Here is a 24,474-nt window from a genome sequence, read left to right on the forward strand (position 1 = left end):
GGTGGCGGGCGGCGTCTTTCAAGAAATATCTTACGCGGCGCGCAGATCGGCACCCAGAGGAATCTCGACATCGATCTCCAGGATGGAGACATGTTCGTCGCGATCCATCTTCACATGCACCCGATCATTGTCGATCTGCACATGTTTGGCGATGACGCCGAGAATTTCTTCCCGGAGGATAGCGACGAGATCGGAGCCGGAGGATGCCCTTTCGTGGGCGAGCAGCACCTGCAGGCGTTCGCGCGCAAGCGGTGCCGACTTCTGTTTGCGGAACAGGCTGAAAATGCTCATGCAGCCCTCCTTGCGAAAATTTTGGAGAAGATACCCCGCTTCTCTCCCGGAATGACCACCGGAATATCCTCGCCGGAGAGGCGGCGGGCAGCGTCGAAATAGGCCATGGCAGGCGGGCAACGGGCATCCGCCAGCGTCACAGGTGCGCCGACGTTGGACGCGCGCAGCACATCCGTGCTTTCAGGAATGATGCCGAGCAGCGGAATGGAAAGGATTTCCAGAACGTCATCGACCTTCAGCATGTCGCCACGCTCGGCGCGGGAAGCATCGTAACGTGTCAGAAGCAGGTGCTTCTCCATGCGCTCGCCACGTTCGGCCTTCAGCGTCTTGGAATCGAGCAGGCCAATGATGCGGTCGCTGTCGCGCACCGAGGAGACTTCCGGGTTGGTGACGACGACGGCCACATCCGCATGGCGCATGGCCAGCGTCGCACCGCGTTCGATACCGGCCGGGCTGTCGCAGATCACCCAGTCGAAGTGTTTCTTCAACTCGTTGATGACCCATTCGACGCCTTCCGGCGTCAGATTGTCCTTGTCGCGCGTCTGCGAGGCCGGCAGCAGGAACAGCGTCTCGAGGCGTTTGTCGCGGATCAGCGCCTGCGTCAGCTTGGCATCGCCCTGGATGACGTTGACGAGATCGTAAACCACGCGGCGTTCAGCACCCATGACGAGATCGAGATTGCGCAGGCCGACATCAAAATCGACAACCACGACCTTCTCCTTGTTCTGCGCCAATGCGGCGCCAAGCGCTGCGGTCGAGGTGGTCTTGCCGACCCCGCCCTTGCCGGAAGTTACAACGACTACCTTCCCCATATGGCTCTCTCCTGTTCCTGTGTTGTTTCTCTGTTATCAGCCGAGCTTCGCGGCCTTGATCGTATCGTTTTCCAACCACAGCTGAACGGGCTGGCCGCGCAGCTTGTCGTCAATGTCCTCGGCGACCTTGTAGACGCCATCGATCGCCAGAAGCTCGGCCTCCAGCTTGCGGCAGAAGATGCGTGCCGAGACATTGCCGAGCGAACCGGCCATGGCCCGTCCGCGCAGCGCACCGTAAATATGCACCGACCCGCCGGCGATGATTTCCGCACCCGAGGCGACCGAACCGATAACGGTGACATCACCCTCCGGGAACATGATCGACTGGCCCGAGCGCACCGGCTCGTTGATGACCAGCGAGGGCACAACGGCGCGGATTTCGCCCGAAGCGCGCGGCTTTTCTTCCGGCAATTCGGCTGCGATGGCGACCGGCTCCACCTCGACATCGGAAGCGGGCTTTCCACCCTTCAGCGATGGCGGCATGCCCGGCTCGATCATCGAAGGGCGAACGCCCTCAATGCCCATGATGCCGACATTGCGCTCGGTCAGCGCAGCCAGCAATTCCTTCAGGCCCGCCTTGTCGAGCGACAGCTCGGATACATCCAGAACCACCGGACGCGACAGAAAGAAGCCCGCCGAACGGGCGGCGAGATCATCGAGCCTTTCCAGCCATTGGTCGACCGGAGATTCGGGGGACAGGACGACCGCGAGAAAAGAGCGGCCTTTGATACGGATCGAACGCTGGTCTGTTAGCACTTTGGTCATCTTGGTAAACAAATCGTTGACAATTAGGTACCTCGAATATGGTTAACAAATGGTTAACGCCGACCCTAAAGGGCGGAACCTGTTAAGAAAATTAGCCTTGCGGCAATCCTCGCGCAGAACTTTCAAAAAACTCCGCTACCATTTGATTTTTCGAGATTCTGGCCTTTGTGAATGCCCATGATGACAGCTCATCCTTGCAGCGGGCTGACGTCCCTTCAAAGTCGCGTGCCTCTACCGCCCCCCTTCCCCGTGAACCCGACTCGCCGGGACCGCGATACGTCCGATTCTGGCACAAGAGTACCGAGCGGGCGTGAGCCGGCCACCCAGCTCCACCGATGGAAAAGCGATTCCGTTATGTCTCGCGATACTGTAGATACGGGTTGTAACGACAGTTCCAACGGAAGAATGAGATGCACAGCAAAGTCCCGCCGCAGACCCAGATATTTTCGCAAGAGTTTGCGGGCTTCCTGTTCGATATGGATGGAACGCTGGTCAATTCGATCGCCGTCGTCGAGCGCGTCTGGCGGGAATGGGCCGTGGCAAACGGCATCGAGCCGAATGCTTTCCTGCAGCGCATTCACGGCATGCGGGCCTCGGAGGTCATCCGCCGCGAAGCGGTTCCCGGCCTTGATGTCGATGAAGAGGCGGAGATGATATTGCAAGCCGAGATGGATGATGTGGAGGGCATCATTCAGATCCCTGGCGCGGCAGCCTTTCTTGCATCTTTGCCGGCGGGAAAGTGGGCCATCGTTACCTCGGCAGTCCGCGAACTGGCTGAGCGCCGGCTCGCCGCGGCCGGCATCACCCCCCCACCCGTGATGATCTGTGCAGACGATGTGGTCAACGGCAAGCCAGATCCCGAAGGTTACAGGAAGGCTGCCGAAAGGCTCGGCGTTGCGCCGGAAAGCTGCGTCGTCTTCGAGGATGCGCCCGCAGGCATCCAGGCCGGAGAACGCATGGGGGCCGCCGTAGTGGTCATCAACGTGACCCATTCCCATCCGATCGAAACGCCGCATCTTTCCATCGGTGGTTATGGTGAGCTGGAGGTGGTGACTGGCGAGAATGGTGGCCTGAAGCTCACAAACAACAGAGGCTGAAGAGTGGCCGGCACTCAAGTGCCTGCGCGTCATTCTACCTCCCGGCAATCGGCCAGTCGCGTCTGCCTGCCCGGCGAAATGGGCAGGAAGGCCACAAGAATCACCCGACTTGACGATTTTCAAAATACCGCGATCCGCTGATAAATATTGCTTTGCGGCCGCCGTCGCTGTATTTCAGCGCCCATGACCGACACGACCATTCTCCCCCGCCCGGAAGTCTCTGGTGATTTCCTTGTGGCCGCGCTTTATCATTTCGCCCGCCTGCCGCGGTTCGAGAGCCTGCGTGAGCCGCTGTTTGATCTCTGCCAGAAAAACGGCGTCAAAGGCACGCTGCTGCTTGCCGCCGAAGGCATCAACGGCACGATTGCCGGGCCGGATGCGGGCATTCACGCGGTGCTCTCCTTCCTGCGTGCCCAGCCGGAATTTGCGGCACTGGAGCACAAGGAAAGCCGCGCCTCGCACATGCCTTTCGTGCGGCTGAAGGTGAAGCTCAAGAAAGAGATCGTCACCATGGGGGTGCCGGATATCGATCCGAACCGCATCGTCGGCACCTATGTCGACCCGCGGGACTGGAACGCGCTGATCTCCGACCCGGATACCATCGTCATCGATACCCGCAATGATTACGAGACCGCCATCGGCGTCTTCAAGGGTGCGGTCGATCCGAAGACGAAAACCTTCCGCGAATTTCCCGACTGGGTGAAGAATAATCCCGGCCTGCACAACAAACCGAAGATCGCCATGTATTGCACCGGCGGTATTCGCTGCGAAAAGGCCACCGCCTTCATGAAGGAACAGGGTTTCGACGAGGTCTATCACCTCAAGGGCGGTATCCTGAAATATCTGGAAGAGGTGCCGGAAGAAGAAAGCCTTTGGGAAGGCGCCTGCTTCGTGTTCGACGAGCGCGTCTCGGTGGTGCACGGCCTTGCCGAAGGCGACCACCAGCTCTGCCACGCCTGCCGCAACCCGATCACGCCGGAGGTGCGCCTGTCACCCAAATTCGAGGAAGGCGTGTCCTGCCCGAGCTGCTATGACGACCGCAGCGAAGAGGACCGCCAGCGTTTCCGCGACCGGCAACAGCAGATCGACCTGGCAAAGAAGCGCGGCGAACGGCATCTGGGGCGGTAAGCCCGGGTCGGCAGCCCATTTTCCTCTCCGTCATGCCGGACTAGATCCGGCATCCAGCCACGGCGCGTCCGCGCCGTGAGAGGAGTCTTTCGCGATCAAGGACTTGATCGCGCTGGACCCCGGATCTAGTCCGGGGTGACGGAGTTCAAATCACTCACGCCCCTGCCCGCAACGCAAAGAGCGGTGCGTCCTGTCCGTCCAGCATGCCAGCGATCTCTTCCGCCGCAACCGGTTTCGAGAACAGGTAACCCTGCAATTCATCGCAGCCGCACAGATGCAGGATGGCGGCCTGCTCCTCCGTCTCGACACCCTCGGCCGTGACCGGAATATCGAGCGATTTCGCCAGCGCCACGGTGGCCTGCAGCATTTCCAGCGACCGGCCGCCCTTGTCGAGCGCCATGATCAGCGAGCGATCGATTTTCATGCGGTCGAAACCGAAGCGGCGCAGATATCCGACGCTGGCGAAGCCGGCGCCGAAATCGTCGAGCGCGATATGCAGGCCGAGCTGCTTCAGCTTGTCGATGGCGGCACTCGCCCGCTCCGGATGCTGGATGAAATAACCTTCCGTCATCTCCAGCCGCAACCTTTCCGGCGGCGTCTGCGTCGCCTCGAGAATATCCGCCACATGGCCCGAGAAAGCCGGGTTGCGGAATTGCACGGGCGAGATATTCACCGACAGCTTGATGGACGGCCATTGCCGCGCCGTCTCGCAGGCCTTGTGCAGGACGAGAAGGCCAAGCCGGTCGATAAGACCGCTGGTTTCGGCGGCGGCGATGAAGATGTCCGGCGGCACGAAGCCATAGCCCGGCCTCTGCCAGCGGGCCAGCGCCTCCACCCCGGTGATGCAGCGCGTGGCGGCGCTGACGACGGGCTGATAGACCACCTTTATCTCGTCGTTCAGGATGGCGGAGCGGAGATCCGCCTCGAGCTGCAGTTTCTCTTCGCGCAGCGCATCCATCTTCAACTCATAGGAAACGTAACGCCCGCGTCCATTCTCCTTGGCCTGATACATGGCCATATCCGCGCGGCGCAGCAGTTCTTCGCCGTTGATATCGCCGGCCCGCGAGATCGATGTGCCGATGCTGCAGCCGATGCTTGCCACACGCTCCCCGATACTGAAGGGTTCGGTGAAGAGTTCCAGAAGCGCCAGGCAGAGCTTGCGCCCTTCTGTCCAGACATCGTTACCCTGCACGGCAATGGCGAATTCATCGCCGCCGAGCCGCGCCAGCACCGCGCCTTCCGGCACCAGCACCCTGAGCGCCGCCGCCACGCCCTTGATCAGCCGGTCGCCGGCGGCATGGCCGTAGGAATCGTTGATCTCCTTGAAGCCGTCGAGATCGAGATAAAGCAGCTTGATATCCGTCTTGTCGTGACGGGCTTTGTCGACCATGCGGTTCAGCCTGGCGAAGAGCCCGGCGCGGTTGCTGAGCCCGCTCAGCCGGTCGCGGAATGCCTCCTCCCGCGCCGCCGCCTCATCCGCCTTCAGCCGGTCAAGCGTGGCCGAACCGATGATGAGCAGCACCAGAAAAAACGTGCCGGCAATGCCAAGCGCGGTGAAGACGACCGGCCGCGCCTCGTGAAAGCTGACATCTCCGGGCAGATGCGAGCGCCAAACCAGCCGCGCCAACACCTCCCCCAGCGGATTGACGATATCAACATGATTGGCGGCAGGCCCGTCGCCATAGTGCAGCTCCAGACCGTCGATGACGTAATTGCGGGCAAGCTTGTCCACCGTCGCCCGCTGGAGATGACGGGCGAAAACCAGATATCGCCGCTCCGCGCCGACCGCCGGCAGTACCCCGGATTTCAGCCGCACCAGTGCCACACCGGCTGCGGCAATGCCGTCTGCGGTTTTGACGAAACCCGTGACCTGCGAGGTGACGCCGGGCCGCATGGCCCGCACGCGCTCGACCATCTCCCTCAACCCGCCGGAAAAATACGTGTCATACGCCCATTTGACCGGCTTGCCGTTCTGATAGGCCATGCGGACATTGCCATCCTCGTCGATGACCACGGCGGTGTCGAAAAGATCGTTATTGACCGTCATGTCGCCGTAATTGCTTGCCACCCAATCGAAACGATCAGGGGCATAGACATATTCGGCGGCATCATCCCAGGCGGCATAGTCATTCAGCGTCGCGCCGAGCTGTTCGCGAAAGGTGACGAGCGCGCCCGCCGTCGTCTCGCGCGAACGGGCATTGTCGAGCAGATTCGCCTTTTCCCGCACCTGGCTGAGGGCGGACAAAACCAGCGCGGTGACGATGAGAAGCACCAGCGCGAAGGTGGACAATACCACGCCCACGGCGGTTCTGCGCCCGACCGGCAAATAATCCCCGATGTTTCGCGGCGCAATCCGCATAAAATCCCCTTCGAAAGCATCATCTTCCGAAGGAAACATTCAGAAGCGGTTAAACCGCGTCGCGACCACGCCCCAAAAAAATACGGGTATAAAACGGTAGTCCGCCAGAGACACTGAAAAATTCTTCCCGTAAATACCAGATTTTTTCATGGAAGGCGGATTTGCACCGGCCCGGAAAACAAAAAACCTCCCCCGCGAACGGGAGAGGCCGTGATTTTTTAGACCGGGATGGCGAAAAGTGTAAGCGGTTTTCGCCCTAAATCCCGGTCTCATCATATGATTTAGATCAGTATTCAGATTTCAGGCCGGTCCGGCCTAAAATCATCCTGATCTAGAGCCGGAACGGCTTACCAGGACGGGATGACCGTGCCGTTGTACTTTTCCAGAATGAAGGCCTTCACTTCCGGGCTCTGGTAGGATTCAACCAGCGTCTTCACCCATGGCTTGTCCTTGTCCTGCGCACGAACGGCGATGACGTTCGCGTAAGGGGACTTTTCGCTTTCGATGGCGATGGCGTCCTTCTTCGGGTTCAGGCCGGCAGCCGTCGCATAGTTGGTGTTGATGACCGAAGCGTCGGTATCGTCAAGCGAACGCGGCAGCTGGGCGGCGTCGAGTTCGACGATCTGGATATTCTTCGGGTTTTCGGTGATGTCGGCAGGCGTTACCTTCAGGCCGGCCTCTTCCTTGACCTTGAGGACACCCTTGGAAGCGAGAACCAGCAGCGCGCGGCCGCCATTGGTCGGGTCGTTCGGAATGCCGACGGTTGCGCCGTCCTTCAGCTCGTCAAGGCTCTTCACCTTCTTGGAATAAACGCCCATCGGGGTGGTGATGGTGGTGCCGACGCTGACGAGATCGAACTTGCGGTCAGCGATCTGGTTGTCGAGGTAAGGCTGGTGCTGGAAGGAGTTGGCCTGCAGCTCACCATCGGCCAGCGCCTGGTTCGGCACGACATAGTCGGAGAATTCGATGATATCGATATCGAGGCCCTTGGCGGCCGCGATCTTCTTCACCTGCTCCATGATCTGCGCGTGTTCGGCGGGGGTGACGCCGATCTTGATGGTTTCCGCCAGCGCCTGTCCGGCGGTGAAGAGAGCGGCGAGCGAAGCCGCGAGGATGAGTTTCTTCATGGGTGTCTCCTTGGGTTGTTATTATAAAGGCAGTTAATTCTTGCGGGTCCGCTTGTCGAAGCTGCGCGCCAGCCGGTCGCCGGCGCTCTGCACCAGCTGCACCAGCACGATCAGCACCAGAACCACGGCCAGCATCACATCAGGCATGAAGCGCTGGTAACCGTAGCGGATGCCAAGATCGCCCAGCCCGCCGCCGCCGACCGCGCCGACCATGGCCGAATAACCGATGAGGCTGACCAGCGTGAGCGTGAGCGCCAGCGTGATGCCGGGTTTGGCTTCGGCAAGCAGCACCTTGGTGACGATCTGCAACGGCGTCGCGCCCATGGCGCGGGCGGCCTCGATCAGGCCCTTGTCCACCTCGCGGATCGCCGCTTCCACCAGCCTTGCGATGAAGGGCACGGTCGCGACCGTCAGCGGCACGATGGCGGCACTGGTGCCGATCGACGTGCCGGCCACCAGCCGGGTGAAGGGAATGATCGCCACGACAAGAATGATGAAGGGCGTGGAGCGCGCCGCGTTGACGATGAGGCCGAGAATACGGTTGGTCATCGGTGCTGGAAACAGTTCGCCCTTGCCGCTGGTGGCGAGGAAAACGCCCATGGGCACACCGATCAGCGAACCGACGATGCCGGCCACCGCAACCATGTGCAGCGTCTGCCAAAGGCCCTTGAAGAGAAGGTTGAAGATCATATCAGGCGACATAACCGAGCACCTCCGTGTGAAGACCGGTTTCCGCATAAAAGCGGCTGGCGCGGGCGGTGACCTCAGCCGAGGCCGGATAGGAGACCACGAGCGAACCGAAGGGCTCACCGGAAATTTCCTCGATGGTGCCGGCGAGAATGTTCACATCAGGGCCGATTTCAGCGACGAGGCGCGCCGTCAGCGGCTGAAACGCCGTTTCGCCGAAGAAGACGAGACGTACCAGAACGCGGTCGCCTTCCGCCGCCTGCGGCTTCAGACCCGAAGTGACCCAGTGCGGCAGCTTCACGCCAACAGAGGATGACAGCAGGCTGCGGGTCGTCTCGTGTTTCGGCGCGGTGAAAATGTCGAAGGTTGTGCCTTCCTCGACGATCAAGCCCCTGTCGATGACGGCCACCTGCGACGCGATGGTCTTCACCACCTCCATCTCGTGGGTGATGAGCAGCACGGTGAGGCCGAGTTCGGCATTGATGCGCTTGAGGAGTTCGAGAATGGACTGCGTCGTTTCCGGATCGAGCGCCGAGGTCGCCTCGTCGGAAAGGAGCAGCTTCGGCTGGGTTGCGAGCGCGCGGGCAATGCCGACACGCTGCTTCTGGCCACCGGAGAGTTCCGCCGGATAACGCTTTGCCTTGTCCGAAAGCCCGACGAGATCGAGCAGCGGCGCGACGCGGGTCTCGATCTCCTTCTTGCCCATGCCTGATATTTCGAGCGGCAGGGCCACATTGTCGAAAGCGGTGCGCGAGGACAAAAGGTTGAAGTGCTGGAAGATCATGCCGACGGAACGGCGCAGCGTGCGCAGGCTCTTTTCGTCGAGCGCCGCGACATCGACGCCGTCGACGACCACACGACCGGTCGAGGGTTTTTCAAGGCCGTTGGCGAGGCGGATGAGCGTGGACTTGCCCGCGCCGGAGCGGCCGATGATGCCGGTGATGGAGCCTTTCGGCACGGTGTAATCGATGCCGGCAAGGGCGGCGAAGCCGGGCTTGCCGCCGGCGCCGCCAAAGGTCTTGGTCACGCCTTCAAACGTGACCATCGGTTCCTTTGCCGCCCCTTCCGGGACCGCCTGTTCTTGACGCGCGGGCGATGCCGCACTGGATGGAAAACTCATTGTGAACTCTGGGAATGCGTGACGGATCGGGTCTCAAAAAATCCTGTTGCGGTGCTGAACCGCTCTCTTCATGCAGCCTTCGGGCACATTCGATGACAGCTGATTTTCCGGGTCATTTCGTCAGGCTTTCACTCAGAAATGCCGGGGATCGGCAATTCGATGGCGCATACTTGCCCGCAGACGCCACCTTTTAACAGGGATGTTTTTTCAATTATCTGAAAAGAGAGAAAAAATCTACCGCAAAGCCGCCTCGGCGGCCCTGCGGCAGTCAAGCTTTTGCGAGCGGCGTAAAATCAGACGCGGCTGACGAATTCATCGGCCGGGCGGCGGACCTTTTTCAGGTTCACCAGCCCGTCGCCATCCGGCTGGCGATAACCGAGCGGCAGGATGGTGACGGAGCGCAGGCCCTTCTCGCGCAGGCCGAGAATCTCGTCGAGCTTGGCGGGATCGAAACCTTCCATCGGGGTGGAATCCACGCCCTCGAAGGCCGCCTGGGCCACGGCCATGCCGAAGCCGATATAGGCCTGACGGGCGGCGTGTTCGAAATTCACCTGCTGGTCGCGCTGCGGATAGGAGGACAGCAGCATCTGGCGATAGGCTTCCCAGCCCTCATTCTTGATGCCGCGCTCTTCATTGACCAGATCGAACATGTGGTTGATCCGCTCTTCGGTGTAATTGTCCCACGCCGCAAAGACTAGGAGATGCGAACCATCCGTCACCTGCGCCTGGTTCCAGGCAATCTCGCGGATTTTGGCGCGCACTTCCGGATCGGTGACGACGATCACTTCGAAGGGCTGCAGGCCGCTAGAGGTGGGGGCAAGCCGCGCCGCCTCGACGATCCGCTCGACCTTGTCTTCCGACACGACCTTGGAAGGATCCATTTTCTTGGTGGCATAACGCCAGTTGAGTTTTTCAATAAGCATCTTCGTTTTCCCTGGGAGGACCAGCCCGCCCTGCCCCTTGACCGGCAGAAACGGACGCTACGCCTTCGTAGCCCGTTTCACATAGGGGCCACGATGGCAGGCGCAAGCAGGCACCGCGCGGTAACCGGGAAAAAAGTTGGGAAAACTGATAATAAGGTGACAGAACTTTCCTTCCCGCCATCCTCGGACTAGATCCGAGCACGACAGGGGCAAGATCAAGCCTAGCGATCATGGCAGGCCTGACGGCAATGAAAGAGAAGCCAGCCCCGGCGAGCGGTCGAAGGCTGCCCTCACGGCAGCCCTCGGGCCCCTCGTGTCATCCCTTGACCGGCGTTTCCGGCACCGGCGTCAGCACCGTGCCATCCCTGAACCAGCCGAGAATGTTGTCGGCCACCAGATCGGCCATGGCGTTACGCGTCGGGACAGAGGCGGAAGCGACATGCGGCAGCAGGGAGACATTCGGCAACGACAGGAAGGCTTCCGGTACCTTCGGCTCGGCATAAAACACATCGAGACCGGCAGCACCCACGGCACCGCTCTCAAGTGCCTGCAGAAGCGCATCCTCATCGACGCTGGAGCCGCGTCCGACATTGATGAACACGCCCTCAGGCCCAAGCGCCGTCAGGATTTCGGTATTGATCGCTTTGTGCGTTTCCGGCGTGCCGGGCACGATGCAGATCAGTATATCGACGGCTTCCGCCATCTCCTTCAGCGAGCCGTAATAGGTGTAAGAGAGGCCATCCCGCTTGCTGCGGGTGTGGTATCCGATTTCCACCTTGAAGGGTTCCAGCCGCTTGGCGATTTCCTGCCCGATGCGGCCCATGCCAAAGAGACCCACCTTGCGGCCACGCAGCGAAAACGGCGACAGCGCAAACGGACCTTCACCAACCCATTTGCCATCGCGCAGCCAGGTCTCGGCCTGATAGAGACGGCGCACGGTGTTGATCAAAAGCGCAATCGTCGTATCGGCCACCTCGTCATTCAAAACGTCGGGCGTATTCGTCACCACGATGCCGCGCGTGGCGGCATGTTTGGCATCGACGCCATCATAACCCACACCGAAATTGGCGATGATCTCGAGCTTCGGCAGCGCATCGATCCATTTGGCATTCACGACGCCGGAAACGGCAATGGCATTGATGCGCTCCGCCGCACCATCAGGCAGAACCGGCTCGGCACCGGCAGGCACGGTTACGATCTCGACCTTGCCTTCGAGGCGCTCGAGAACGCGCGGGTTTATCTTGCCGGGAACGAGAACGACGGCCTTTTTGTCAGACATGAGCGGATATTCCTCCTGATAACATTCCGATAGCCGGAGCGGGTTTCAGGCGAACTTTTCGCCATCCCACTCCTCTGGAGGGCGATCTTTTCAAACTACGGCAGCCATGAAAAGGGCAATAAGGGGATGCTATGGGGGCAGACGGAAGTTTCATGTCGATTTTTTTAAGCGCCCCTCACCGTCAAGCCGTTTCTTTGCGGCACTTGCAAGGTCGTCATGCCGGATCCGGTCCACCCTGTCCGGTTTGAATCGAGAAGGCGACCAGAAGGTAGGAAACATATAGCTCGTCATTCCGGCCTTGAGCCGGAATCCAGCCGGCGCGCGTCTGCGCGGCGAGAGAGTCCTTTCAGCCCAAGGACTTGGGCTGGCTGGATACCGGCTCAAGGCCGGCATGACGGAGGAAGGGAACGCTGCGGACGATTATGGGCGCACGGTCAGCCGGCTCAGAATCGCAAACGAGCTCACACCCGCGGCCGCACCGGCCCTGTCGATTGCCGGATGCGCATTTCCGGCTTGATGAGGTGAATACCATCCGGCTCATGGCTGCCCGCCAGCCTGTCCAGCAGCGCGCGGGCCGCCAGACGCCCGACCTCGGCCTGCCCGTTGGAAACGGTGGTCAGCGCCGGGGTGGCAATCGCAGCCTCTTCCAGATCGTCGTAGCCAGTGACGGAAATATCGACACCCGGCACCAGACCGGCGCGGGAAATGCCGTTCATGAGACCGATGGCGACGAGATCGTTCCAGCAGACGGCGGCAGTCGGCTTCTGCGGCAGCGACAGGAAATGCACGGCCGCCTCGAAACCGCCCTGCTTGGAACGCGGACCGGGAATGCGCAGGTTCGGATCGACCTCGATGCCGGCCTTGCGCAGCGCATTGACGTAACCCTGATAACGGTCGCGTCCGGTCGAGGTCTGGTCGGTGCCGCCAACCATGGCGATGGTGCGGTGGCCGAGGCTGATCAGGTGATTGGTGGCCAGCGAAATGCCGTAGCTGTCGTCGCCACGATAGGTCGGCATGTCGACGCCATCCATGGAACGGGCCACCAGAATGGCGGGCATGCCGTTTTCTTCGGCCAGCGTCATGTCCTCGATCGGCGTGCCAATGGCCGGCGACATTATGATGCCGTCCGAGCCGAGCTGCAGCAGCGTTTCGATGAAGGTGCGCTGTTTCTCCACCGAATCATAGTGGTTGGAAAGAATGAAGGTCTGGCGGCTGCGGTCCAGCTCGGTTTCGATGGCCTTGAGAATTTCGCCATAAAACGGGTTCATCACATCATGGAACACCACGCCGACAATGCCGGAGCGCGAGGTGCGCAGGCTGGCGGCGCGGCGGTTATAGATATAACCCAGCGCCCGCGCCTGCTCCTTGATCTTGTCCCGCGTGTCTGAGGCAACCAGCGGGCTATCGCGCAATGCAAGAGAAATGGTGGCGGTCGAAAGACCGAGGCTTTCGGCAATCGTAGACAGTTTGACCTTTTGGGCCACGGCATTCCTCCCCAAACGCATGTCAGTGACGGATGTCTCCGTTTAAATTGCAATTAAACAATTTAAACAAAATCCGCAACCCGTTTAAGGAATACCCGCAAAACCGACGGCTCTTTTAAAAATTTCAACAAAATTATTGAAGATTTGCGTCTATGGCCTTCAGAAGTTTAACGATGTTTCGCACATCCTTGGCTGAAAGCCCCTCTACGGCCCGTGCACCACAATCGGCAATCGAAATATTGATATGCTCGACGCTTTTGAGGCCTGCTTCCGTCAGCTTCACCAGCGTCACGCGGCCATCCTCGTCGTCACCGCTGCGTTCCACGAAACCCTGGGCTTCCATGCGGCCGATGGTGCGTGTCATCGTCGGTGCCTTGACGCCAAGCTTCTGGGCGATCTGGCCCGGCGTGAGGCTGCCTTCCTGCGCCAGCGCCAGGATGACGCCGTCTTGGCCCGCGTAAAGCCCGCTTTCGGCAAGGCTGTGGCTCAGCGCCGTGCGCATGGAACGGGCGGCCTGGGTGATGGACTGCGCCAGTTCCTCGGGGTTGAAATTCTCATCCCGTTTTTTGGCGTCCTTTGTTTTTTTGCCGCCCTTTTCTTTCTTGGCGCTTTTGTCCTTATGCCCGGTTTTGTCCTTGCTCATATGCGAGTGCCTTTTACCCTGTGGCGGAACCGATATATGTTGCTGGAAATCCTTAACGAATGCACGCGCGGACTGCCAGATGCCAAACTCATACACGCATTATCACGACGAAAACGTAACAGACCCGCATCTTCGCGCAACAGGTGCAATTTCTGTGCTGCCGCTCGGGGCGCATGAACAACATGGGCCGCACCTGCCCTTCGAGACCGATACGCTGATTGCGCAAGGCATCGTCGCCCGCCTTGCCGCCGCCCTGCCCGGCCATCTGCCCGTCTCCTTCCTGCCGGCGGAACCGGTCGGATATTCCATCGAACACATGAATGTGCCGGGCACGAAGACGCTGCGATACGACGAAGCCATCGAGCGCTGGCTCGGCATCGCCCAGGCCGAACATGAAAAGGGCGTGCGCAAATTCGTGATGCTGAACGCCCATGGCGGCAATTCACCGCTGATGACCATCGTCGCCACCGAGGCTCGCGCCCGTTTCGGCATGCTGGCGGTCGCCACCAGCTGGACCCGTTTCGGCGTGCCGGCCGATATTGTGAAACCGGAGGACAAGGCGACCGATATTCATGGCGGCGATATCGAGACATCGGTCATGCTGGCGCTTCACCCCGAACTCGTGGCAATGCAAAAGGCCGCCGACTTCCCGTCCCGCCAGAGCGATTTCGCCAGCCGCTTCAAACACCTGCGCGCCTATGGCCCGCATGCCTTCGGCTGGCTGATGAGCGATCTGAACCCCGACGGCGTTGCCGGAAACGCCGCCGCCGCGACAGCGGAAAAGGGCGAAAGCCTCATTTCCCATGCCGTAAACGGCCTTGTCGAACTGCTTGAAGATGTCCACGCTTTTGACATAACGTTATTTCATAACAAAATTTGAGTGACGTGGCCGAATTCGGCCAAAATCTCTTTGAACTGCCAGGACGTCGCGCCTATATGGACGACGACACATCTTCCTGAGGCCATCACGCCTCTCTCCACGCGGGGTTTTCCATGACCGAAACAGCTATAGCCAAGCCCATTCCAGTCACAGTCCTGACGGGATATCTCGGCGCCGGCAAAACGACGCTTCTCAACCGCATTCTCTCCGAGAACCACGGCAAGAAATACGCTGTCATCGTCAATGAATTCGGTGAGATTGGCATCGACAACGATCTGATCGTCGAGTCCGATGAAGAAATCTACGAAATGAACAATGGCTGCGTGTGCTGCACGGTGCGCGGTGACCTGATCCGCGTCGTGGAAGGCCTGATGCGCCGTCCCGGCCGCTTTGACGGCATCATCGTCGAGACGACAGGCCTTGCCGACCCGGTGCCCGTCGCCCAGACCTTCTTCATGGATGACGACGTGCGCGCCAAGACCGAGCTTGACGCGGTCGTTGCCCTCGTTGACGCCAAGCACCTGCCGCTGCGCCTGAAGGACAGCCGCGAGGCCGAAGACCAGATCGCCTTTGCCGATGTCGTCGTCGTCAACAAGACCGATCTCGTTTCGCCGGAGGAAGTCGCCCGCATCGAGGATATCGTGCGCGCCATCAATCCTTCCGCCCGCATCTACAAGACGACGCGTTCAGGCGTCGATCTCGCCCGGGTTCTCGATCAGGGCGCCTTCAATTTGGAGCGCGCGCTCGAAAACGATCCGCATTTCCTCGAGCACGGCCATGACGACCACGTCTGCGGCCCCGATTGCGACCATCACCACCACGATCATGACCACCATCATCACGACCATGACCACGATCACGGGCATCATCACCACGATCATGACCATGGGCACGACCATCACCACCATGGCGCGGTGTCGCCGATCCATGACGTGACGGTGCAGTCGGTCTCGCTGCGCGGCGGCGAGATGAACCCCGAGCGGTTCTTCCCGTGGATCCAGAAGGTCACCCAGACCGATGGCCCGAACATTCTGCGCCTCAAGGGCATCATCGCCTTCAAGGGCGACGCGGAACGTTACGTGGTGCAGGGCGTGCACATGATCATCGAGGGCGACCACCAGCGCCCCTGGAAGGAAGACGAAAAGCGCGAAAGCCGCCTCGTCTTCATCGGCCGCGAACTGGACCGCGAGAAGCTGGAAAAGAGCTTCAACGCCTGCCTCGCGACGGCCTGATCCTTATCCCTCCGGCACCCAGGCCCTGAGCCGAGGTGCCGCCGCGTCCGTCATTCGGATGCGCTCACTGCCCCTCATCCCTGTGCTTGTCACAGGGATCCAGCCAGCCCAAGTCCTTGGGCTGAAAAGAGCCCTCCCGCCGCGCAGACGCGCGTCGGCTGGATTCCTGTGACAAGCACAGGAATGAGGGACAGGGAGATGCACCGTCCTGTAAAATCATGATGCCGTACACCGTGGATTCCTCGACGACAGAGCGGTCTATCTCCTTGATTTCACGAATCGTCCGAATGTAAAAGCGGTTCCGCTTTTGCCGGAAATGCTTTAGAACCATGCCTGCCGCCGGGGTCGACATCGTCGCCCTATCCGACACAGATACGAAAGACCGATACCCCATGCCGACTGTTGCCCCGCTTGATATCGAAGGCCACGTGGTCTCGACCCATTTTCTCGGCGACATTCCACTGTTTGCCACCGCCGCCGGCACCATTCACCGGCTGGATGGCGGCGAGAAGGTGACGCAGGCGCATGACGGGCTTCTGACCTGCGTGCGCGACCCTTATAGCGCCACCCTGCTTTCCGGTGGCGAGGACGGTCGCGTGCTGCGCATCGGTCATGACGGCAGCATCAGCGAAATCGCCAACGTGCCGCGCAAATGGGTGGGCGTCGTGGCCGGCGGGCCGCAGAAAGCGGTCGCTTATGGCGTCGGCAAGTCCAGCTTCGTGCGGCTTTCGGACGGCACGGTCAAGGAATTCAAGGAAGAGCGCACGGTGGAGGCAATCGCCTTTGCGCCGAAAGGCCTGCGCATTGCCGTTGCCCGTTATAACGGCGTCACATTGCACTGGGTGGCGACATCAGGCGATCCCGTCGATCTGGAATGGAAGGGCGCCCATACCGGCGTCACCTTCTCGCCCGACGGCAAGTTCCTCGTCACCACCATGCAGGAAAACGCCCTGCACGGCTGGAAGATGGAAGCCACCAAGGGCGGCATGGAAGCCCGCCACATGCGCATGACGGGTTACCCTGCAAAGGTCAAATCCGTTTCCTGGTCGGCAAAGGGCAAATGGCTCGCCTCATCAGGCGCGCCGGCCGCCATCGTCTGGCCGTTTGCCGGCAAGGACGGCCCGATGGGCAAGGCCCCGGAAGAACTCGGCAGCCGCGCCAACATCATGGCCACCAATGTCGCCTTCCACCCCGTGGAAGACGTGCTCGCCATCGGTTTCATCGACGGCATGATCCTCGGCGTCAGGCTCGCGGACGGCAAGGAAGCCCTGCTGCGCCGCCCCGGCAAGGGCGCCATTACCGGCATGGACTGGAGCGCCACCGGCAAGTTGCTGGCCTTCGCGTCAGAAGCGGGGGATTGCGGGATCATCGATATTTCGGCGTGAGGGCTGGTCGGTCGCGTGGCGGCCACTCATTCCAACGCCAATCTCCCTTCCCTCATTCCTGTGCTTGTCACAGGAATCCAGCCAGCCCAAGTCCTTGGGCTGAAAGGACTCTCCCGCCGCGCAGACGCGCGTCGACTGGATTCCTGTGACAAGCACAGGAATGAGGGTCGTCCGCTATGTCGCCGTCAGACAAGCCTTTGTGCAAGATTGCCGCCCCCTGCAATACCCTACTCCCCCACCTGCCGCCGCGTGAGAAACAAGAGCAGCAACGCCGCCCCGGCCCCCACCGAAGCAAGCCGGATCGAGGCGCCGAAACTCGCATATTGCGACACGAACCCCATCAGCGGCACCGCAAAAAGCGCCGCGAGGAAGATCGAATTCATATAGAGCGCCGTCGCACGGGCAGTGCGGCCGCGTGCGAAACCTTGCACGAAGGTGAGGCAGGTGCCGGCGCAAAGCCCGTAATAGGCACCTTCCAGCGCCGCACCCGCGATCATGGCCGGCAATGTGGTGACCGAGGCGATGACGTTGAAGGCGATGATCGCCATTACCGCCGAGACGCCAAGAAGCAGGCGGGCGCTGAAGCGGCGCATCATTCGCGGCGCAAGCAGGATGAACAGAACCTCCATGGCGCATTTGACACTGAGCGACAGGCCCGGCACGTAATCCGGCAGGCCGACCTCGCGCACCAGAAATATCGGTAGCGCCGAGGCGCACAGGGCATGGGCGAAAGACATGCAGAAGCTGGCCGCCGCCGCCAGAAGCAGCGGCAGGTTGCGCCCTGTATCGCCGTCACTTTCTGCCCGCCGCTCCATCGGGCTGGTCTGGTCCCGCGGCACCACCGCAAGGGCAAGCACGCCCCAGATGACCGCCATCAGCATGGCATTCACGAACACGGCTTTCGCGCCGGCAAGGTCGAAGATCAGATAGGCAGCGGCGGGAATCAGCATCCATGCCAGCGACACCATTGTCCGCAAAAAGGCGTTATAGGCCGCTGTATCCAGTGCCCTCACCCGGCCATGATAGCGGCCGTAGCTGAAAATGAGTGTGCTGGCGGCGTTGGAAAGCCCCATACCGGTCGCCGTTATCGCCACCAGCAGCGCCAGATGTCCGAAACTCGCCGCAGCGGCCGCGACAAAAGCGCCGAACACGGAAAGTATCAACAGCGGCCTCACCCGCACCCCGGCATCGACACGCTCGCCATAAACACGGCTGGCGATAATCGAGGCCAGTGCCGCCGTCACGCTGTAAAACCCGACCGTCGCCGGCGGATGGCCGAGTACCTGGATAATGTAGAAGCCGATAAACGGCACAACGGCCGCATTGGTGCTGCCGGCAATAAAAACCAGCAGGGCAATCATATAGGCCTGACGATCGAAAGCGCCCGGCGCGGTGCTTTTTTGTAGCATGGGAATCGACTGAAGGCTGGGAGGCGGGATGGAATGACGGCGACCACCATCACACCAAAACGGCCTGCTGTTCAAGCCTGTTCATAGAGCCAAATACGGTTTCATTCCCGAAGAAAGCACGTCGTCTCTTTTCACCCGGAAATAGGCTCGATTTGTAAGGTCATGGGGAAAACGGACAAAAAAAGAGGGCCGCGAGGCCCCCTTCCAGTCATGCGATGCGCCGTTTGTTCTTGCCGAAAACGCCATGCGTCAAACACACGCAACTCGGGGATCATTGCCGGCTTATGCGCTGCGCGCATCGTCTGCGTCGAAAATCCCTGATGATTTTCGAGCTGTTTCGTTGGAGCGGGATGGAGAAAAGCCCGATGGTTTCGCCATCCCGTTCCACGTTTCAGTTAGTGCCGGCGCTTTTTGCCGCCGTCATTCTTGTTGTCGATGACATCGACGGACGTCTTGTTGCCGTTCAGCACACCGTTCAGAATGCCGGTCTTGTTGCCGTTCAGAATCCCGTTATTGGACAGGATGCCGCTGACACCAAGATCGATGCTCGGCGAGACGACGACAAGGGCGCCGCCCTTGTTGCTGTTGCCGGACAGGATGCCTCCCAGAAGACCGCCCGCATTGGCCTGACCAACGGAAGCGACAGTAAGAATAGCGGCTACACAAGCGAACTTTGCAATCATTTCTCTCTCCTCTTTTGTTTGATCACGCCATCTGGCGTAATTGAACTGTATATTTAGAGGATTCTAATTCAAGCAAAGGCTAATATTACAATAAACGATTAACACTAATACTTGTGATTTTAATCAAATTTTACCTATCACGCCTTCGCCCTTGCACCCCTTATTCAAACATTGCCGACCAGCACTCGCCCCGCGACAGTAAAACGGCGCGGGAAACTTTATTAACCACCCAAATATAAGATATTGCTTAATTAGCGACCGGAGATGCGAATGCGGCTGGGGGGATATATCGCGCTTGTTCTCGGGCTTGCCTGCGCCTGCGGCGCGCGGGCGGGGGAAAAGGCCGATGAGCACAATGTCACCTATAAATCCGGCATTGTTTATGACAGCAATTATTTCGCCGACACCAACCGGCTGAGCGCGATTTCGCTGCGCGCCGGCTTCGGGCTCAATGGCAAGATCGCGCTGGAAGGGGCGGAACTGCGTTATTCGCTGGAGCAGGAAGAGGTTCGCCTGCCCCGCTACCGTTTCGCCAATGAGCATAACACCATCGCGGCACTGGGGCTGACGAAACGATTTTCCGAAAAGCTGGAATGGGCCCTCGAGCTGCGCGGCACCCGCAGCGATGCCGGCGATATTTTCCTGCACCTGCCGGAAGAAGACATTGGTTACCGGCAGCTGGATCACAAGCTGGAGGCGTCTTCCCAGCTTGGCATCCTCGCCCTTGGCGGCAAGAACACGCTGACGGCAAGCCTCGCCAGCCTGATGAAAGGCAAGGCGCGGTTCCGCCCGGCCTATTTCATGCCCACCCGATTGGAAGCTAACGAGGCACTTTTATCGCTGAAGGCCGAACATGCGCGGCCGCTCGGCGGCGGCGAGGCGGGGCTGACGCTTGCTTATGACCGCATCGCCGTGCCTGAAGCACAGCAGGAAAGATATGAACGTTTCCCGGCCAACACGCTGCGCGGCTCGCTGGCCTATGGCTACAAGTTTTCCGACCGTTTCGCGGTTCTGGCCGAAGCGGGCTTCACATCCATTTCCGGCGATGAGATCAGCGACAAGGTAAAGCGCACCCGCCCCTATCTGCGGGCCGAAGCCGAGGTGAAGGCCACCGAGCGCATCGCCTTCGGCCTTGGTTTTTCGCAGGATTATGCGCTTTTCGATCCGGATGATCCGATTGCCGAATTCCATCGTCGCTTTCAATTCGTCATGAAAAGCAGGCTCACCGAAAAGGTCGGGCTCGATCTTGCGCTGCACCGCGTCCACAAGGACTGGATCTATTATAATTACGACAGCAGCGAGCGCCGGCTGGTCGCGACGCTTTCCTTCGATACCGGCAAGAACAGCAAGCTGGAAGTGGAGTTCAACCGCCTACTGCATGGCGAGCGCGATACCGATCTTGCCTATGACGGCTCCAGCATCACCTCGCGCTTCAGCGGCACCTTCTGAAATTTAGTGTCAGCCCGCGCGAAGGATCGGACGCATCAGGTCGAAATTCGGTCCCAATTTCTGCTAGAGTCGGGCCTTCCAGATTCGAAGGCAGGACAGACCGGATAATGAACAGACGCTTTTTGCTCCTCGCGGCCGGCCTTGCCTGCGTTCCCGTCGTGGCGGCGGCGCATCCGCATATCTTTGCCGAAGCCCGCATGGAAATCGTCGAGGGACCGAACGGCACCGTTCAGGAAGTGCGCAACATCTGGCGTTTCGACGAGATGTTCTCGGCAAGCGTGGTGATGGATTACGACAAGAACAGCGATCTGAAGCTCGACAAGGACGAACTGGCCGAAATCGGCAACACCGTCTTGGAATCGCTCGCCGAATATTCCTATTACACCTTCATTACCGCCAATGGAAAACCGGTGGAGTTTGGGAAGCCCGAGGCCATTCACGTGGACTATAAGGACCAGCAGATCCTGATGTTCTTCTCCGTGAAGCCGACCAAGCCTTTAGCGATCAAGGGCAAGCTCAGCTTCGGCGCCTGGGATCCGACCATGTATACGGCGATCGATTTCGCCAAGGACGGCGATATCGCCACGCAGGGCAAGGACCTGAATGCCTGCAAACATCATATCGTCCGTCCCGATCCCGACGAGGTGATCTCGCAGAACCAGGGCACGCTCACCGACGCCTTTTTTAACGATCCGACCGGCACCGACATGACCAAGCTCTTCGCCACCCGACTGGAGGTGACATGCTGAGCCGCAGGGTCGGCCTCTTCGCCGTCGCCATCGGTCTCATTGCCGTGGCCGGTGCGGCCCATGCGCAATCGCCGCTCGGCATCGGCTCGGCCGAGCCTTCCTTTTCCGTCGGCGGCCCCTTCGCGCCGCTGATGCAATGGATCAACGTGCACCAGCAGATGTTCTATCGCGCCCTGACCGGTGCGCTGAAGGCGATGCGCGAGGATGGCTGGGCGCTCAGCTCGCTGATCGGCCTCTCCTTTGCTTATGGCGTTTTCCACGCCGCCGGCCCCGGCCACGGCAAGGCGGTCATTTCGTCCTATATGATCGCCAATGAAACGCAGCTGAAACGCGGCATTCTCATTTCCTTCGTCTCGGCGCTCATTCAGGGCGCAGTCGCCATCGGCCTTGTCGGTGCGGCCTGGCTCGTGCTGCGCGGCACCTCGATTACCATGACGAAGGCGACGCAGGCGATGGAGATCGCCAGCTTCGCCATGGTGGCGCTGTTCGGCGCCTGGCTGCTGGTGCGAAAACTGTGGTCGCTGCGCATCCGGCGCGAGCCGGTCGCCGTTTTCGCGCCGGCAGGCGAAACCACGACCGGCAGAACCACCGGCATGGGCACGGGTCTCCGTTTTCAGGGCAAGCCGGTTTTTGCCGATCACGACCATGATGGCACGGGCGATCTCTGCGCCGCCTGCGGCAAATCCCATGCGCCGGATCCGATGCTGCTGAAGGGAAATAACTTCAGCCTGCACGAGGCATGGTCGGCCATCATCGCGGTGGGGCTAAGACCCTGCTCGGGCGCAATCATCGTCATGAGCTTCGCGCTTCTGAACGGGCTTTATCTCGGCGGCGTGCTTTCCGTCCTCGCCATGTCGCTCGGCACCGCCATAACCGTGTCGGCTCTCGCCATCATGGCCGTCTCGGCAAAAGGCCTCGCCGTGCGTTTCGCCGGCCTCGGCAGCCGCAGGGCGGCCGGCATCAGCCATGCGATCGAGATCGCCGGTGCGCTGTTCGTGCTCATCATGGGGCTGTTGCTGCTCGGCGCGTCGCTTCAACTCTAACCGTCACGGCGACGCTGGTAACGGGCGCGCAGCCAGAACAGCAGGAAAAAACACAACACCGCCACCGTGCCGAAGGCAGCAGCGAGCCAGGGCGAATAATCGCCCAGCCACAGCATGATCTTCGGCATGACGAAGAAGACGAGCCCGAAGCCGACGATGATGAGCGCGGCGGCGATGGCCGGCGACCAGTCTTTTTTTCCCGGGGTCTGCTTTTCAGGCGTTGGCTTTTCAGGCATTGGCAAGCTCCGCGCGAATATCCTCAAGCTTGCGCTTCTGCGCCCCATCGGCCGCAAAATTCTCCGGCGAAAGCCAGGCTTCGAAGGCCTTGCCGATCAGCGGCCATTCGCCGTCGATCATCGAAAACCACGCCGTATCGCGATTTTGTCCCTTCGAGATCATATGCTGGCGGAAGACGCCCTCGAAGGTGAAGCCATAACGCTTCGCCGTGATCTTGGAGGGCTCGTTTTCATTGTGGCATTTCCACTCGTAGCGGCGATAACCCAAATCCTCGAACACATGTTTCGCCATCAGGTAATGGGCCTCTGTCGCAAGCGGCGAGCGCTTCATCTTCGCACCATGGGCGACGGAACCGACCTCGACCACGCCATTGGCGGGATCGGGCCGCATATAGCTCGCCATGCCGACGATATCGCCGGTGGTATTTTCAACGAAGACCAGCGTGACCCAGTTGAGCTTCTGGCCGGCGCCGATGAGCCAGTCACCAAAGGCATCGGCATCGGGAAAGGCGCTTTGCGGGAAATATTTGAGCAGCGCATTGGTGCCCTCGCCGCCAAGTGCGGCCCAGAGCCTTGCGAGATGTTTTTCGCGATCGAACGGCTCCGCCGTCACGTAACGGCCCTTCAGCACCACCGGCTGCGGCGGCGGACATCCCCTAAAATCACTCAGATCGCGCATTCTCTTCCCCATTTGCTGGGAGAAGGATTAGGGCAAGCGGGGCGGGATGACAACAGTGCATGTGGGGTGGGATGCGGTGGGCCTGGTGGGTGTGGCTCACCCCCCTCTGCCCTGCCGGGCATCTCCCCCACAAGGGGGGAGATCGACCTGCGGCGAAGTCCCGCCTATCTCAACATTCAAGAAGGAAGTGGTGAAAGAGCGTCTTGCCGATCTCCCCACCTGTGGGGGAGATGCCCGGCAGGGCAGAGGGGGGTGAACCACAGCCGCCGAGGCTAAACGCCTACCTCAAACCTTCGCCGCCACCACCGTAGCTTCAATGTGATCCACCAGCGCATCCGGCAACCCAAGCCGCCCGGCGAGAAGATCGAGATACCCCCGCTCCGCCCGCGTATCGGCCTCGATCGCAAGCCGCGAAGCAGTATAGAGCTCCACCTTCTGCTCTTCCGTGCGCGCGGCTGCCACCAGTGCGTCGATATCCAGCGGATCGGCCAGTTCTTTTTCCAGGAAACGCTCGGCTTCGGTATCGAGGCCGGAGACCTGCACCTTGTCCATGATATTGGCGCGCTCCTTCTCATCGATATGACCGTCCGCCTTGGCGGCGGCGATCATCGCCTGAATGAGCTTCAGCGCAAAATCATTGGAAAGGGCTGGCGATTGCGGATGGAAGGCGGAGTCAGCCGGCGGCGCGAGAAGCTCCGGCTCGGGTTTCGGCGCGGCTTCAGGCGCCTGGCCGGATTTGTAATTTTTGTAGGCGAGGTAACCGAGGCCGGCGATGGCGGCGACACCGCCGATGGTGGCGACATTGCCGGCGAGCTTGCGGCCGGTCTTGGTGCCCAGAATGGCGGCGGCGAGCGCGCCGGCCTTCAGGGGATTGTTCTTGGCGATATCGGCGGCCTGCCCGGCTCTGTCACGGACGCTTCCCGAAAGGCCCGGCACCTGCGAGCCGAGGAATTGTTCAAGAAGCTTCTTGGCGTCGAACATCAAAATCTCCTGTAGAGGTCAAATCTACAGGGG

The 24,474-nt window shown here is 60.4% G+C and carries 24 protein-coding genes; 8 read left to right on the forward strand and 16 right to left on the reverse strand.

Annotation, left to right across the window (positions count from 1 at the left end):
- Nucleotides 1–30: 30 nt before the first annotated feature.
- From minE to minC, 3 genes are read right to left on the reverse strand one after another with little or no spacing between them, the layout of a single operon-like run.
- A complete protein-coding gene (gene minE, locus AC5YUO_RS15845; RefSeq protein WP_020809474.1) occupies nucleotides 31–291 on the reverse strand; it encodes a cell division topological specificity factor MinE in 261 nt (86 codons plus the stop codon).
- The gene (gene minD / locus AC5YUO_RS15850; RefSeq protein WP_400812672.1) at nucleotides 288–1,103 is read right to left on the reverse strand and encodes a septum site-determining protein MinD; all 816 of its coding nucleotides are present in this window, start codon (nucleotides 1,101–1,103) and stop codon (nucleotides 288–290) included. The genes minE and minD overlap by 4 nt, the downstream gene beginning before the upstream one ends.
- Nucleotides 1,104–1,139: 36 nt before the next feature.
- Entirely contained in the window at nucleotides 1,140–1,868 is a 729-nt protein-coding gene (gene minC / locus AC5YUO_RS15855) for a septum site-determining protein MinC (RefSeq protein ID WP_400812673.1), read from the reverse strand.
- 410 nt (nucleotides 1,869–2,278) lie between these two features.
- Here minC and AC5YUO_RS15860 point away from each other — a divergent pair, with 410 nt between their 5' ends.
- Both AC5YUO_RS15860 and trhO read left to right on the forward strand, forming a co-directional pair.
- Nucleotides 2,279–2,965 carry an HAD family hydrolase gene (locus AC5YUO_RS15860; RefSeq protein WP_496155894.1) on the forward strand — a complete coding sequence of 229 codons (687 nt, stop codon included), beginning with the start codon at nucleotides 2,279–2,281 and terminating at the stop codon, nucleotides 2,963–2,965.
- 183 nt (nucleotides 2,966–3,148) lie between these two features.
- Nucleotides 3,149–4,093: an oxygen-dependent tRNA uridine(34) hydroxylase TrhO gene (trhO, locus tag AC5YUO_RS15865; RefSeq protein WP_496155895.1), complete on the forward strand. Its 945-nt coding sequence runs from the start codon at nucleotides 3,149–3,151 to the stop codon at nucleotides 4,091–4,093.
- A 154-nt stretch (nucleotides 4,094–4,247) separates the two neighbouring features.
- Here trhO and AC5YUO_RS15870 read toward each other — a convergent pair whose 3' ends face one another.
- From AC5YUO_RS15870 to AC5YUO_RS15905, 8 genes are all read right to left on the reverse strand, one after another.
- On the reverse strand, nucleotides 4,248–6,491 hold the full coding sequence (locus tag AC5YUO_RS15870; RefSeq protein ID WP_496155896.1) for a putative bifunctional diguanylate cyclase/phosphodiesterase: 2,244 nt from the start codon (nucleotides 6,489–6,491) through the stop codon (nucleotides 4,248–4,250).
- Nucleotides 6,492–6,799: 308 nt separating this feature from the next.
- The gene (locus AC5YUO_RS15875) at nucleotides 6,800–7,579 is read right to left on the reverse strand and encodes a MetQ/NlpA family ABC transporter substrate-binding protein (protein WP_003505446.1); all 780 of its coding nucleotides are present in this window, start codon (nucleotides 7,577–7,579) and stop codon (nucleotides 6,800–6,802) included.
- A gap of 33 nt (nucleotides 7,580–7,612) precedes the next feature.
- Nucleotides 7,613–8,281 carry a methionine ABC transporter permease gene (locus AC5YUO_RS15880; RefSeq protein ID WP_121691811.1) on the reverse strand — a complete coding sequence of 223 codons (669 nt, stop codon included), beginning with the start codon at nucleotides 8,279–8,281 and terminating at the stop codon, nucleotides 7,613–7,615.
- Nucleotides 8,271–9,311 carry a methionine ABC transporter ATP-binding protein gene (locus tag AC5YUO_RS15885; protein ID WP_496155897.1) on the reverse strand — a complete coding sequence of 347 codons (1,041 nt, stop codon included), beginning with the start codon at nucleotides 9,309–9,311 and terminating at the stop codon, nucleotides 8,271–8,273. Before AC5YUO_RS15885 ends, AC5YUO_RS15880 begins: the two co-directional genes overlap by 11 nt.
- A gap of 368 nt (nucleotides 9,312–9,679) precedes the next feature.
- Nucleotides 9,680–10,309: an NAD(P)H-dependent oxidoreductase gene (locus tag AC5YUO_RS15890; protein ID WP_496155898.1), complete on the reverse strand. Its 630-nt coding sequence runs from the start codon at nucleotides 10,307–10,309 to the stop codon at nucleotides 9,680–9,682.
- A 316-nt stretch (nucleotides 10,310–10,625) separates the two neighbouring features.
- Nucleotides 10,626–11,588 (reverse strand): 2-hydroxyacid dehydrogenase, encoded by a 963-nt coding sequence (locus tag AC5YUO_RS15895; protein ID WP_496155899.1) that lies wholly within the window; start codon nucleotides 11,586–11,588, stop codon nucleotides 10,626–10,628.
- A gap of 461 nt (nucleotides 11,589–12,049) precedes the next feature.
- Complete coding sequence (locus AC5YUO_RS15900; protein WP_400812680.1) at nucleotides 12,050–13,072, reverse strand: LacI family DNA-binding transcriptional regulator; 1,023 nt, start codon at nucleotides 13,070–13,072, stop codon at nucleotides 12,050–12,052.
- Between the two features lie 133 nt (nucleotides 13,073–13,205).
- Nucleotides 13,206–13,715: a MarR family winged helix-turn-helix transcriptional regulator gene (locus AC5YUO_RS15905; protein WP_496155900.1), complete on the reverse strand. Its 510-nt coding sequence runs from the start codon at nucleotides 13,713–13,715 to the stop codon at nucleotides 13,206–13,208.
- Nucleotides 13,716–13,794: 79 nt separating this feature from the next.
- Between AC5YUO_RS15905 and AC5YUO_RS15910 the strand changes: the two genes are divergently transcribed.
- From AC5YUO_RS15910 to AC5YUO_RS15920, 3 genes are all read left to right on the forward strand, one after another.
- A complete protein-coding gene (locus AC5YUO_RS15910; RefSeq protein WP_496155901.1) occupies nucleotides 13,795–14,595 on the forward strand; it encodes a creatininase family protein in 801 nt (266 codons plus the stop codon).
- 113 nt (nucleotides 14,596–14,708) lie between these two features.
- Nucleotides 14,709–15,827: a CobW family GTP-binding protein gene (locus AC5YUO_RS15915; protein WP_059758487.1), complete on the forward strand. Its 1,119-nt coding sequence runs from the start codon at nucleotides 14,709–14,711 to the stop codon at nucleotides 15,825–15,827.
- A 392-nt stretch (nucleotides 15,828–16,219) separates the two neighbouring features.
- Nucleotides 16,220–17,212, forward strand: coding sequence for a WD40 repeat domain-containing protein (locus tag AC5YUO_RS15920; protein ID WP_496155902.1), 993 nt, complete (start codon nucleotides 16,220–16,222; stop codon nucleotides 17,210–17,212).
- Between the two features lie 227 nt (nucleotides 17,213–17,439).
- Here AC5YUO_RS15920 and AC5YUO_RS15925 read toward each other — a convergent pair whose 3' ends face one another.
- A complete protein-coding gene (locus AC5YUO_RS15925; RefSeq protein ID WP_496155903.1) occupies nucleotides 17,440–18,621 on the reverse strand; it encodes an MFS transporter in 1,182 nt (393 codons plus the stop codon).
- A gap of 395 nt (nucleotides 18,622–19,016) precedes the next feature.
- On the reverse strand, nucleotides 19,017–19,304 hold the full coding sequence (locus AC5YUO_RS15930; RefSeq protein WP_004433441.1) for a hypothetical protein: 288 nt from the start codon (nucleotides 19,302–19,304) through the stop codon (nucleotides 19,017–19,019).
- A gap of 270 nt (nucleotides 19,305–19,574) precedes the next feature.
- Here AC5YUO_RS15930 and AC5YUO_RS15935 point away from each other — a divergent pair, with 270 nt between their 5' ends.
- The 3 genes from AC5YUO_RS15935 (at nucleotide 19,575) to AC5YUO_RS15945 (ending at nucleotide 22,545) form a co-directional block, all read left to right on the forward strand.
- Entirely contained in the window at nucleotides 19,575–20,753 is a 1,179-nt protein-coding gene (locus tag AC5YUO_RS15935) for a hypothetical protein (RefSeq protein ID WP_496155904.1), read from the forward strand.
- 107 nt (nucleotides 20,754–20,860) lie between these two features.
- Complete coding sequence (locus tag AC5YUO_RS15940) at nucleotides 20,861–21,502, forward strand: DUF1007 family protein (protein ID WP_496155905.1); 642 nt, start codon at nucleotides 20,861–20,863, stop codon at nucleotides 21,500–21,502.
- Nucleotides 21,496–22,545 (forward strand): nickel/cobalt transporter, encoded by a 1,050-nt coding sequence (locus AC5YUO_RS15945; protein WP_496155906.1) that lies wholly within the window; start codon nucleotides 21,496–21,498, stop codon nucleotides 22,543–22,545. Before AC5YUO_RS15940 ends, AC5YUO_RS15945 begins: the two co-directional genes overlap by 7 nt.
- Here the strand turns inward: AC5YUO_RS15945 and AC5YUO_RS15950 are convergent.
- The 3 genes from AC5YUO_RS15950 to AC5YUO_RS15960 all read right to left on the reverse strand — a co-directional run bounded on the left by AC5YUO_RS15950 (nucleotide 22,542) and on the right by AC5YUO_RS15960 (nucleotide 24,441).
- Nucleotides 22,542–22,781, reverse strand: a complete 240-nt coding sequence (locus AC5YUO_RS15950; RefSeq protein ID WP_496155907.1) for a hypothetical protein — start codon at nucleotides 22,779–22,781, stop codon at nucleotides 22,542–22,544. The genes AC5YUO_RS15945 and AC5YUO_RS15950 overlap by 4 nt on opposite strands.
- Nucleotides 22,774–23,460: a GNAT family N-acetyltransferase gene (locus tag AC5YUO_RS15955; RefSeq protein WP_496155908.1), complete on the reverse strand. Its 687-nt coding sequence runs from the start codon at nucleotides 23,458–23,460 to the stop codon at nucleotides 22,774–22,776. Before AC5YUO_RS15955 ends, AC5YUO_RS15950 begins: the two co-directional genes overlap by 8 nt.
- Nucleotides 23,461–23,745: 285 nt before the next feature.
- Nucleotides 23,746–24,441: a tellurite resistance TerB family protein gene (locus tag AC5YUO_RS15960; RefSeq protein WP_404504522.1), complete on the reverse strand. Its 696-nt coding sequence runs from the start codon at nucleotides 24,439–24,441 to the stop codon at nucleotides 23,746–23,748.
- Nucleotides 24,442–24,474 lie beyond the last annotated feature (33 nt).

The sequence above is a fragment of the Agrobacterium sp. LEGMi-208b genome, assembly GCF_059511785.1.

Excerpts from the sequence above, each read along its gene's own strand:
- minE (WP_020809474.1), bottom strand. The coding sequence starts at position 291 with ATGAGCATTTTCAGCCTGTTCCGCAAACAGAAGTCGGCACCGCTTGCG.
- minD (WP_400812672.1), bottom strand. The coding sequence starts at position 1,103 with ATGGGGAAGGTAGTCGTTGTAACTTCCGGCAAGGGCGGGGTCGGCAAG.
- minC (WP_400812673.1), bottom strand. The coding sequence starts at position 1,868 with ATGACCAAAGTGCTAACAGACCAGCGTTCGATCCGTATCAAAGGCCGC.
- AC5YUO_RS15860 (WP_496155894.1), top strand. The coding sequence starts at position 2,279 with ATGCACAGCAAAGTCCCGCCGCAGACCCAGATATTTTCGCAAGAGTTT.
- trhO (WP_496155895.1), top strand. The coding sequence starts at position 3,149 with ATGACCGACACGACCATTCTCCCCCGCCCGGAAGTCTCTGGTGATTTC.
- AC5YUO_RS15870 (WP_496155896.1), bottom strand. The coding sequence starts at position 6,491 with ATGTTTCCTTCGGAAGATGATGCTTTCGAAGGGGATTTTATGCGGATT.
- AC5YUO_RS15875 (WP_003505446.1), bottom strand. The coding sequence starts at position 7,579 with ATGAAGAAACTCATCCTCGCGGCTTCGCTCGCCGCTCTCTTCACCGCC.
- AC5YUO_RS15880 (WP_121691811.1), bottom strand. The coding sequence starts at position 8,281 with ATGTCGCCTGATATGATCTTCAACCTTCTCTTCAAGGGCCTTTGGCAG.
- AC5YUO_RS15885 (WP_496155897.1), bottom strand. The coding sequence starts at position 9,311 with ATGGTCACGTTTGAAGGCGTGACCAAGACCTTTGGCGGCGCCGGCGGC.
- AC5YUO_RS15890 (WP_496155898.1), bottom strand. The coding sequence starts at position 10,309 with ATGCTTATTGAAAAACTCAACTGGCGTTATGCCACCAAGAAAATGGAT.
- AC5YUO_RS15895 (WP_496155899.1), bottom strand. The coding sequence starts at position 11,588 with ATGTCTGACAAAAAGGCCGTCGTTCTCGTTCCCGGCAAGATAAACCCG.
- AC5YUO_RS15905 (WP_496155900.1), bottom strand. The coding sequence starts at position 13,715 with ATGAGCAAGGACAAAACCGGGCATAAGGACAAAAGCGCCAAGAAAGAA.
- AC5YUO_RS15910 (WP_496155901.1), top strand. The coding sequence starts at position 13,795 with ATGCCAAACTCATACACGCATTATCACGACGAAAACGTAACAGACCCG.
- AC5YUO_RS15915 (WP_059758487.1), top strand. The coding sequence starts at position 14,709 with ATGACCGAAACAGCTATAGCCAAGCCCATTCCAGTCACAGTCCTGACG.
- AC5YUO_RS15920 (WP_496155902.1), top strand. The coding sequence starts at position 16,220 with ATGCCGACTGTTGCCCCGCTTGATATCGAAGGCCACGTGGTCTCGACC.
- AC5YUO_RS15925 (WP_496155903.1), bottom strand. The coding sequence starts at position 18,621 with ATGCTACAAAAAAGCACCGCGCCGGGCGCTTTCGATCGTCAGGCCTAT.
- AC5YUO_RS15930 (WP_004433441.1), bottom strand. The coding sequence starts at position 19,304 with ATGATTGCAAAGTTCGCTTGTGTAGCCGCTATTCTTACTGTCGCTTCC.
- AC5YUO_RS15935 (WP_496155904.1), top strand. The coding sequence starts at position 19,575 with ATGCGGCTGGGGGGATATATCGCGCTTGTTCTCGGGCTTGCCTGCGCC.
- AC5YUO_RS15940 (WP_496155905.1), top strand. The coding sequence starts at position 20,861 with ATGAACAGACGCTTTTTGCTCCTCGCGGCCGGCCTTGCCTGCGTTCCC.
- AC5YUO_RS15945 (WP_496155906.1), top strand. The coding sequence starts at position 21,496 with ATGCTGAGCCGCAGGGTCGGCCTCTTCGCCGTCGCCATCGGTCTCATT.
- AC5YUO_RS15950 (WP_496155907.1), bottom strand. The coding sequence starts at position 22,781 with ATGCCTGAAAAGCCAACGCCTGAAAAGCAGACCCCGGGAAAAAAAGAC.
- AC5YUO_RS15955 (WP_496155908.1), bottom strand. The coding sequence starts at position 23,460 with ATGCGCGATCTGAGTGATTTTAGGGGATGTCCGCCGCCGCAGCCGGTG.
- AC5YUO_RS15960 (WP_404504522.1), bottom strand. The coding sequence starts at position 24,441 with ATGTTCGACGCCAAGAAGCTTCTTGAACAATTCCTCGGCTCGCAGGTG.